General features: G+C 68.6%; 7 protein-coding genes. 4 read left to right on the top strand and 3 right to left on the bottom strand.

The genetic code is table 11. The features are described 5' to 3' along the window. Nucleotides 1–65: 65 nt before the first annotated feature. From VF536_RS26715 to VF536_RS26705, 3 genes are all read right to left on the bottom strand, one after another. Nucleotides 66–1208, bottom strand: a complete 1143-nt coding sequence (locus VF536_RS26715; RefSeq protein ID WP_331617979.1) for an amidohydrolase family protein — start codon at nucleotides 1206–1208, stop codon at nucleotides 66–68. 42 nt (nucleotides 1209–1250) lie between these two features. Beyond that, entirely contained in the window at nucleotides 1251–2075 is an 825-nt protein-coding gene (locus VF536_RS26710) for an endo alpha-1,4 polygalactosaminidase (RefSeq protein WP_331617978.1), read from the bottom strand. A gap of 195 nt (nucleotides 2076–2270) precedes the next feature. Next, a complete protein-coding gene (locus VF536_RS26705; RefSeq protein ID WP_331617977.1) occupies nucleotides 2271–5147 on the bottom strand; it encodes a TonB-dependent receptor in 2877 nt (958 codons plus the stop codon). A 344-nt stretch (nucleotides 5148–5491) separates the two neighbouring features. Here VF536_RS26705 and VF536_RS26700 point away from each other — a divergent pair, with 344 nt between their 5' ends. From VF536_RS26700 to VF536_RS26685, 4 genes are all read left to right on the top strand, one after another. Further along, nucleotides 5492–6373: a DMT family transporter gene (locus VF536_RS26700; RefSeq protein ID WP_331617976.1), complete on the top strand. Its 882-nt coding sequence runs from the start codon at nucleotides 5492–5494 to the stop codon at nucleotides 6371–6373. A 70-nt stretch (nucleotides 6374–6443) separates the two neighbouring features. Then, the gene (locus tag VF536_RS26695; RefSeq protein WP_331617980.1) at nucleotides 6444–7754 is read left to right on the top strand and encodes a D-tagatose-bisphosphate aldolase, class II, non-catalytic subunit; all 1311 of its coding nucleotides are present in this window, start codon (nucleotides 6444–6446) and stop codon (nucleotides 7752–7754) included. Between the two features lie 94 nt (nucleotides 7755–7848). Next, entirely contained in the window at nucleotides 7849–9024 is a 1176-nt protein-coding gene (locus tag VF536_RS26690; protein WP_331617975.1) for an SIS domain-containing protein, read from the top strand. 22 nt (nucleotides 9025–9046) lie between these two features. Next, a partial coding sequence (locus VF536_RS26685; protein WP_331617974.1) for a BadF/BadG/BcrA/BcrD ATPase family protein occupies nucleotides 9047–10026 on the top strand: 980 nt, incomplete at its 3' end.

Here is a 10026-nt window from a genome sequence, read left to right as displayed (position 1 = left end):
CAGCGTCGGCGTGATCGTCGCGACCGGAGCCGCCCCCAGCCACTGGAGGAACGCGCGGCGCCCGGTCATTGAGCCGCCTTCCAGGCGGTCGGGTAGCTCCGCTCGGCGTTGAGGTGGTACAGCTTGTCGACGACGACCTTGGGCAGGCCCAGGCCCTTCACCGGTTTCTTGAGATCGGACACCTTGAACGACTCCTCCGTGTTGAAGTAGCGCCAGTGCATGCGCCACACCGGCTCGACTTCCTTCAGCAGCTCGGCCCCCGATTGTTGCGGCGGTTGCGAGACGTCGGTGCCGTACATCAGACGGTCCTGGTACTTGATCATGAAGGCCCGCACCTTGGCGCGGTCCAGTTGGCTCTGGTACTGCAGCTGCCCGATGCGTGCGGCCAGGTCGACCTTGGCCAGCGGGAAACGGTCCAGGAAGGCGGCCAGCTCGTCGACGTTGCGCTCCAGCGAGGCCATGTGCATGCCGACGAACTTCAGCTTCGGATGCGCCGCCACCATGCGGTCGCGCGCGGCCATCTGGTCCTCCCAGCTCGGCATCTCCGGATGCAGCGCCATGTGGTACTGCGGATGGTGCGCGAAATACTCGCGGTCGTTGATGACCGTCATCTTGTCCAGCGGCAGCCAGCAGTTGTGCGGCTCGCCCTGGTGGCCGAGCATCGTGATGCCCTGGTCCTCGAAATATTTGAACAGCGGCGTGAAGCGCGCGTCGTCGATCATGACGAGCTTGCCCTGCTTATCGCGCAGGCTCATGCCGATGTTCTTCCACACCTTCACGCCGACCGCGCCGGCGCGCAGGCCGGCATCGACGCGCTGTTGTGTCGCGGCTAGCCAGCCTGGTTGATCCGAGGTATCCGACGAGAAACTCACCGCCCAGGCCACGTCCGCCGGACGCGCCTTGCGCAGCTCGATCGCCGCCTGCTGCTGCTCGTCCAGCGGCGGGAAGTCCGGATAGTCGACGTTGATCGTCAGCACCTTGAAGCCGAGCTTGCGTGCGGCGTCGATGAACGCCGGATCGGCGTTGTGCAGATGCACGTGCGAATCGATCTTCGGGACCTTCGCGAAGTCCGCCATCGTGTAGCGGTCTCCGTCGTTCTCCTTGGACTTCGGTGCCGCCAGGACGCCAGAGGAGGCGGCCATCGCGACGGCCGTCAGTGCGGCGCTCAGCAGGGCCGGCAGCGCGGCGCGGACGGGAGTTCTCGTCATGTGGGTCATTGGATCAACTACTGTGGAAACAGTGGGGGGAGGTCAGTTGCAGCTGTAGCGGTAGGCGTCGTCCAGGTCCAGCGGCAGCACCAGCGTGCGGATCTTCGCGGCGGTCATCTTCGTGCAGAGCTTGTCGCGCGCGCCGTTGGTGTTCTTCTTGTACTTGGACGCGTACTCGGCGTTGAACACGGGCTTGTTCTTGCTCGTGAACACCGAGTAGCCGCCGCACTCGTCGTACTGGTTGCACTGCTCGTTGACGGCCATGTCGAAATACGGCTCCAGCTGCGCCAGCTGGTCGACGTCGTTCTTCAGCGCGATGGCCAGGCCGCGGCCGTGGGCGGCGTTGGCGAGGTACTTGTTGTAGTCGAGCTGCGTGGCCGAGGTCAGCGGGAAGCCCGTCGCGTTGGTGTAGCCGTCGACGTTGTCCGGCTCGACGCCGTCGCAGCCCTTGGACACCGCCAGGTCGAGGCGGCTCAACATCACCGCGCGCACGTTGGCCGAGCGGGTGTCCAGCCACTTCTCGCCGGCCCAGCCGTCCAGCGCCTTGCCCATGTCGGCGGCGTTGAAGCTGCCGAAGTCGGCGCGCCAGTTCTCCGAGCTGCCGGCGGAGAAGTAGCAGACGACCTTGCGGCCCTGCGCCTTCAGCCCGGCGATGGTCTGCGCGGTGGTGTCGAACAGGTCGATGTCGTACACGGCCACGTTGTAGCCGGTATTGAGCGTGCCCGTCAGTTGCCACTGCCAGGTCGTGTTCACGCCGGGCTTCCACCACGACTGCGCTTGCGCGCCGGTCGCGACGGTGAGGCCCAACGCCAATGCGGCGGCGGTGGCGAGGCCGGTGGCCATCGAACGGATCAGCGATCGTTTCATGAGTTCTCCTGGGATGCGGCCGGCAATGCGGCCTGCTTGTTGTGGAACGCCCAACGTCCTCTCAAGAACATCCCGACTCGAATGCGGCGACCGGATGACGCCGGCTGGATGGCCCAGTCCGGCGCCTCCCGTCTGTCCTGCTTGCTTGTCTTGCTTGCCTTGCTCGACTGTTTTTCTTCTTCGATCAGCGCGGCGTCAGAACTTGATGCTCGCGCCGAGCGTGAACGCACGGCCCCAGCGGTTGTAGCCCTGCGGCAAGGTGATGTTGCCGTCGCCCAGCGTGTACTCCTGCTTGGCGTCGGTCAGGTTGCGGCCTTCGATGGAGATCCGCAGCCACTTGTTGACTTCGTACGCGGCCTGCGCGGTCAGCCAGGTGATGGCCTTGGCACGCTCGTTGAAGCCCGGGCCGATCACGTTGATCGCCGACACGAAGTCGTCGGTGTGGTCGGCCGTGGCGCTGATGCTCCACGGGCCCTTCTCATACAGCAGGCCCAGCGACGAGGTCGCCGGCGCGATGCCTTCCAGCGGGCGCTTCTCGCCGCCCACCCAGCTGTCGGAGCGGTTGCGCGTGTACTGCGCCCGCACGCCGAAGCCGTTGTCCCACAGGTGCTGGAAGCCGATCTCCATGCCGCGGACCCGGGCCTTGTCGCCGTTGATGGGCTTCATCACGTTGAACAGGTGGCCCGGCACGCCGATGTCGACGCCGGTCTCCCAGCTCGTGGTGATCTGGTTCTTGATGTCCTTCTGGAACACCGCGAAGGTCAGCGCCGAGTTGCGCGCGTAGTACCACTCCAGCGAGGCGTCGTACTGCTTGGCGCTGTAGGGCTTCAGGTCGGCGTTGCCGCCGAAGACCTGCGTGAAGTCGCCCCAGGCGACGCTGGCCGTGGTGCTGGTCGGCGCGAGCTGCTCGACCGACGGCCGCGCCATCGTCTTGGCCGCACCCAGGCGCAGTTGCAGCGCGTCGGTGAAGTGCCAGACGAAGTTGGCCGACGGCAGGCCGTAGGTGTATTCGGCGTTCTGGCTGATCTCGGTCGGATCCGCGTAGTGCGCCGTGTAGTTGAACGGGCCGTTCTCGGTCAGCCCGTCGATCTTGGCGTCCCAGGCCTTGGCCGTGGTCTTGGTCTTCACCAGACGCACGCCGATGTCCGCGTTCCACTGCTCGCCGGAGAGGTCCGCCTCGACGAAGAACGAGGTCGTCTTCTCCCGCACGCGGTAGCTCTGCAGCGGGTTCCAGACCGGGCCGGCGTTGCTGAAGTCGTAGGTGCCGCCGTCCGGACGCGGCTTGCCGTTGTAGGCCTGCAGCGCCGCCAGGTAGTTGGGCACGTCGAAGCCCAGGAAGGAGCGCGGGAAGCTGCCGCTGACGCCGTTCATGAAGTTGGGCGGGGTCAGGTGCTCGTTGAGCACGTTGCCGCCGAGCTGCCCGACGTTGATCGCGTTGGTGCCGGAGTAGTAGTTCTCCCCGCCGTTGATCGCGTTGTCGACCAGGTCGCGGTTCTTGTCGCGCCGCGTGGCCTGCACGCCGAACTGGATCTGGTCGACGTTGAAGCGGTCCACCGTCCAGGCGCCGTTCAGCGTCAGGCCGCGGATCTTGTCGTCGATGTTGTCGCCGCTCAGGCCCAGGTAGTGGGTGTTGAAGTCGCTGGGGCCGAAGGCGCCGCTGGCCAGGCCGGAGATCAGGTCGCGGCCGTCGGCGAAGGTGGTCTTGATGTCGGGCACCTGCGAGCCGGTCAGGTTCACCGTCGTCACGTTGGGCTGGTTCATGCGCAGCACCGTGTAGGTGTCCTGCCCGCCCGAGTGGCGCTTGGACGTCGACTGGTAGACGTCGCCGTTGAACTTGAGCGTCTCGGTGGCCTTCCATTCGGCGTTGAGGCCGTAGACGGCGCTGTCGACGACGCGGTGCGTGGTCAGGTTCAGCAGCTCCGGATTCAGCATCAGCTCCGGATCGGTGCTGTCCATCGTGAAGCCGGTGACCACGCCGTTCTGGGTCTTGATGTTGGACCAGCGGCCCGGCGAGAACAGCGTGTAGAAGGACTGCTGGTAGCCGACCTGCGGCGAGTTCAGGCGCGTCTTGATGCCGTCGACCGTGACCTTGAGCGCGTCGCTGGGCCGCCATTCGACCTTGCCGGACAGCGCGGTGCGCTTCTTCTGTTCCTGGATGGTGCCGACGCGGAACTGGCCCGGGCCGATCAGGCCTTCCTCGTCCTTGTCCAGCACGCCGTTGCCGTTCGGATCGATGTTGCCGCCCCAGGCGTTGCCGGTCCAGTTGGCGGCCGGGTCGGAGATCGGGTTGCGCGTCCAGCCGCCGTCGTTGCCGGCGGTGTCGGTGCGGACCTTGCGGTCGGCGTAGACCACGCCGAACAGCACGCCCAGTTCCTTGCCGAAGGTGTTGCTGTAGGTGGCCGAGATCTTGCCGCCGTTCAGCTTGGACATGGTGTTGCGGTCGCCCTCGACGCGCAGGATGCCGTGCTGGCCGGGCTGGTCGAAGGGGCTGGCCGAGCGCAGGTTCACCAGGCCGCCGATCGCGCCTTCCATCACCGAGGCCTGCGCGGACTTGACGACGTCGGCGCCGCTGATGATGTCCGACGGCAGCACGTCGAAGGCGAAGTCGCGGCCTTCGCCGTCGGTGGCCAGGATGCGGTTGTTGAAGGTGGTCAGCGTGTATTCGGGACCCAGGCCGCGGACGCTGACCTTCTGGCCTTCGCCGCCGGCGGTGCGCGAGATCGACACGCCGGTGATGTGGCTCAGCGAGTCGGCCACGTTGTCGTCGGGGAAGCGGCCCAGCTCGGTGGCGCTGATGCTGTCCTGCACGCCGGAGGCGGCGCGCTTGAGGTTCAGCGAGCGCTGCAGGCTGGCGCGGGTGCCGGTGATCTCGACACGCTCGAGCGTCTGGTCGGCGGCGTCCTTGGCCTTCGCGTCCGCCTTTGCTTCGGCCGGCGCCGAGGCGGCGGCGGCGGGCGGCTGGACCTGAGCCTGGGCCGCGCCCATGACGGTCAAGGCGGCGATCGCCGCCGCTGCGGCCACGGGCCGCGGAGCGAATCCGGCGTTCAGAAGGGAGGACAGGGGAGCTCGCATCTCATGGTTCCTTTTGTTGGCTTGTCCGCTGCCAGTCCTGGACCTCGACCGGCTTGGCGCAAGTCTACGTAGTCTTTCGATTAATTTCGCATATCGTTTTTACCGACGTTTATTCTTTCGAATTGATGACGGTCGAAAGAATTCGAGCTGCAATTCCTTACCCACGCCCCTCGATAGCACCCAATGTGTACGGGTTTTCCCGCGAAATTCGCCCGTTCAGGGCTTCTCACGGTTTCTTCCGTTGTGTTTCCGGTTTCCTTACCCTATTCTTTCGTTCGAAAGCTTACGACGATCCACACCACGCTTGGCGCGTCGAGACCCCTCCAAGAAAGAAAGCAATCTCCATGCAACGACATTGGCTGACCTACGCGCTTGTCACGACCCTGTTCTGGGGTGCGTGGGGCGCGCTGACGGGCTTGTCTTCCGAACGCGGCTTCCCGGACACGCTGGTCTACGTCGTGTGGGCGCTGACCATGATTCCGCCGGCCGTGTTCGTGCTGGCCCGCGCGGGCTGGAAGCTGCAGCGCGACCGCCGCGCCGTGATCCAGGGCCTGACGGTCGGGCTGCTGGGCGCGGGCGGGCAGATGCTGCTGTTCCGCGCGGTCGAGTCCGGCCCCGCCTACCTGATCTTCCCGATCGTGTCGCTGTCGCCGGGCGTGACCATCGCGCTGTCCTACGGACTGCTGCGCGAGCGTACCGGCAAGCTCGGCGTGGCCGGCATCGTGCTGGCGCTGTTCGCCCTGCCGCTGTTCGACTACCAGCCCGGCCAGCAGAGCCAGGCGCTGGGGCTGTGGTTCGCGCTGGCCATCGTCGTGATGGCTGCGTGGGGGCTGCAGGCCTATTTCCTGAAGACCGCCAACAGCGCCGCCAGCGCGGAGAGCATCTTCTTCTACATGACCCTCAGCGCGCTGCTGTGCATCCCGGCCGCGCTGTGGATGACGGACTTCTCCAAGCCCATTCCCTGGGGCTGGGACGGCCCCGGCCTGGCCGCCTGCATCCAGGTGCTCAACGCGATCGGCGCGCTCACGCTGGTCTACGCCTTCCGCTACGGCAAGGCGCTGGTCGTCTCGCCGCTGGTCAACGCCGGCGCCCCGCTGCTGACGGCGCTCGCGTCGATGGCGATGAGCGGCGCCACCCCCGGCGGTTTCAAGCTGGCCGGCGTCGGACTCGCGCTGCTCGCCGCGCTGCTGCTGGCCCTCCAACCCGAAGGCGACGCCAAGACCTGACCCCCACGGTCCGGTCGTCCGCCCCACCCTCATCCGACAGATTCGACAGGAAGGATTCCCCTTGAAGCTCATGCTCGATCTCGTGCGACGCCACAAGCAGTCGGCGTCCGGGGCCTCGGCGCGTTCGGCCGGCCCGGCCGCTCCGGCCATCGGCATCCCGTCGATGTGCTCGGCGCATCCCGTCGTCATCGCCGCGACGCTGCGCGAGTGCGGCGCGCTCGGCCGCCCCGCGCTGATCGAGGCGACCTCCAACCAGGTCAACCAGGACGGCGGCTACACCGGCATGAAGCCGGCGGACTTCCGCCGCTTCGTCGAGACGATCGCGAAGGCCGAGGGCGTGGACCCCGGCCTGCTGATCCTCGGCGGCGACCACCTCGGTCCCAACGCCTGGCGCAAGCAGCCCGCGGCGCAGGCGATGGCCAAGGCGGAGGTGATGGTCGCGCAGTACGTCGAGGCGGGCTTCCGCAAGATCCACCTGGATTGCTCGATGTCCTGCGCGGACGACCCGGTGCCGCTGTCCGAAGCGGAGATCGCCGCCCGTGCCGTGCGCCTGTGCCTGGCCGCCGAGGCCGCCTGGCGCGACACGCCCGACCGCGGCGAGCCGCCGGTCTACGTCATCGGCACCGAGGTGCCGGTGCCGGGCGGCGCGCATGAGGACCTGGAAGACCTCGCGGTGACCTCGCCGGAAGCGGCCGGCGCGACGCTGGCGCTGCACCGCGACGCGTTCGCGAAGTCGGGACTCGACGCGGCCTGGGAGCGCGTGATCGCGATGGTCGTGCAACCGGGCGTCGAGTTCGACCACCACAAGGTCATCGACTACAAGCCCGAGAAGGCGCGCGCGCTGAGCAAGTTCATCGAATCGCAACCGGGTCTGGTCTTCGAGGCGCACTCGACCGACTACCAGACGCCGGAGCGCCTGGCGCAACTCGCGCGCGACCACTTCGCGATCCTGAAGGTCGGCCCGGGCGCGACCTTCGCGCTGCGCGAGACGCTGTGGGCGCTGGCCGCCGTCGAGCGCGAATGGCTGGGCCCGCAGGCCGGCCAGGACAACCTGGTCGACACGGTGCTCGGCGTGATGCGCGCGGAGCCCGGCCACTGGGCGCCCTACTACCAGGATCCGGCGCGGGTGCAGGTCGACCTGGCCTACAGCCTGAGCGACCGCATCCGCTACTACTGGGCGCATCCGAAGGTGCAGACCGCCTGCGCGGCGATGCTGGACCGGCTGGAACATTCGCCGCCGCCGCTGACGCTGCTGAGCCAGTTCCTGCCGCGCCAGTACGACGCGATCCGCGACGGCCGCCTGCGCAACCGCCCCGCGGAACTGCTGCGCGACGGCGCCGCGCAGTCGCTGCGCCCCTACCTCGCCGCCTGCGCCGCCTGAACGCCCCGACGCCCGAACGTCCGGATGCCAGAACGCGTGACGACCTGAACCGCTTGGATATCCGGCCCTTTCCCATAAAACAAGACCTGTCACGATGAGCCTGCTCAACTTCGAAACCGCCGAACTCGCCCGCCGCGGCGCGCCGCACACCGCGCGCGAGATCGCCCAGCAACCCGAGGTCTGGCGCACGGTGCATGCGCTGGTGCAGTCGCAGCGCGCGGCGATCGACGCCTTCCTGCAGCCGCTGCTGGCGCTGCCGGACCTGCGCATCGTGCTGACGGGCGCGGGGAGTTCCGCCTTCATCGGGCAATGCCTGACCCCGGCGCTGCTGCAGCGGCTGGGCGCCAAGCCCGGGATCCGCGTCGAGGCGATCGCCACCACCGACATCGTCTCCAACCCCGCGCAATGCCTGCAGCCCGGCGTGCCGACGCTGCTGGTTTCCTTCGCCCGTTCGGGCAACAGCCCGGAAAGCCTGGCGGCGGTGGAGCTGGCCGACGCGACCGTCCGCGAGTGCCATCACCTCGCGGTCACCTGCGCGGCCGACGGCACGCTGGCGCGCCGGCTCGGCGGGCGCGGGCGCGCCCACGTGCTGCTGCTGCCCGACGAGACGCATGACCGCGCCTTCGCGATGACCTCCAGCTTCACCGGCATGCTGCTGGCGGCGGCCTGGGCCTTCGGCCTGGCGCTGCCCTCGGCCGAGGCGCTCGGCGACGCAGCGCGCCAGCTGCTCGCCACCGAAGCGGCGCGGCTGGACGCGCTGAACGCGGTCTCGTTCGAGCGTGTCGTCGTGCTCGGCAGCAACGGACTGCAAGGCCTGGCGAAGGAAGCGGCGTTGAAGGTGCTGGAGCTGAGCGACGGCCGCCTGGTCGCGCTGGCCGATTCACCGCTCGGTTTCCGCCACGGTCCGAAGACCGTGCTGAACGACCGCACGCTGGTGCTGATCGTCCTGTCCAACGACAGCTACACCCGTCGCTACGACCTGGACCTGCTGCGCGAGCTGCGCCGCCAGGGCCGCGGACGGATCGTCGCGCTCAGCACCTCGGCGCTGAACGCCGAGGATGCGCTGGCCGCGGACGACGTGCTGCTCGACCTGCCGGTGAACGCGCCCGACCTGGCGCTCGCGCCAGTGGCGCTGGTCTTCGCGCAGTGCCTGGCCTTGCTGGCCTCGCTGAAGCTCGGCATCACGCCGGACAATCCGAGCGCCTCGGGCACCGTGACGCGCGTCGTCAGCGGCGTCATCATCCATCCGCTCGCCACTTCGGCGCCTTGATCCGCAGTCACCGATTCCGCTCATGACCCTCGGCACCCACGACTCCGTCGACCGACCGATCTTCCTCGGCATCGACGGCGGCGGCACCAAGACCTCCTTCCTGCTGCTGGACGGCGACGGCCGGCTGCTCGCCCGCCACACGACGACGACCAGCTACTACCTGGAGATCGGCTTCGGCGCGCTGCGCGCGCTGCTGCGCGACGGCGTCGCCGAGACGCTGAAGCTGGCCGGCGTGGCGCCGGAGCGCGTCACGTCCGCCTTCGCCGGCCTTCCGGCGCACGGCGAGGACAGCGCCTTGATCGCGGACTTCGACAGCCTGCTGGCCGGCGCGCTACCGCGCGCGGTCATCGGCAACGACATGGTCTGCAGCTGGGCGGGCTCGCTCGGCGGCGACGACGGTATCAGCCTCGTCGCGGGCACCGGCTCGATCGCCTACGGCGAATGGCAAGGGCGCGGCGCGCGCTCCGGCGGCTGGGGCGAGGTCTTCGGCGACGAGGGCTCGGCCTACTGGCTGGCGCGCGAGGGCCTCGCGCTGTTCTCCCGCATGGCGGACGGACGTGCGGCACCGGGCCCACTGCTCGGGCTCGTGCGGGAACACTTCCAGCTCGCGCACGACCTGGACCTCTGCGCAGCGATCAACGGCGACGCGGCGCGCAGCCGGCTGGCGCAGTTCGCGCGGCTCGTGTCCGCGGCGGCCGCCGACGGTGACGTGCAGGCGATCGCGCTGCTGGGCCGCGCCGGCGATGAGCTCGCGGCCCTGGCCGGTGCCATCGCCCGGCAACTGGCGCTGCCGGCGGATGCGCAGGTGCCGGTCTCGTACACCGGCGGCGTCTTCGAGGCCGGCGCCACCGTCACCGATGCGTTGCGGCGCGCGCTCGCCCGGGACGTGCCGGGCGCGACGCTGATCGCGCCGCGCTTCGGTCCGGAACTCGGCGCCGCGATGTACGCGGCGCGGCTGGCGGGTGTGCGACTCCGTCCTGCGACGGCCGCAGGCCCTCACCC

It is taken from the genome of Roseateles sp., from assembly GCF_036486225.1.
GTDB lineage: Bacteria > Pseudomonadota > Gammaproteobacteria > Burkholderiales > Burkholderiaceae_C > Roseateles.
Note: the sequence above shows the minus strand (reverse complement) of the source record. Positions and strands in the feature narration are given on the sequence as shown.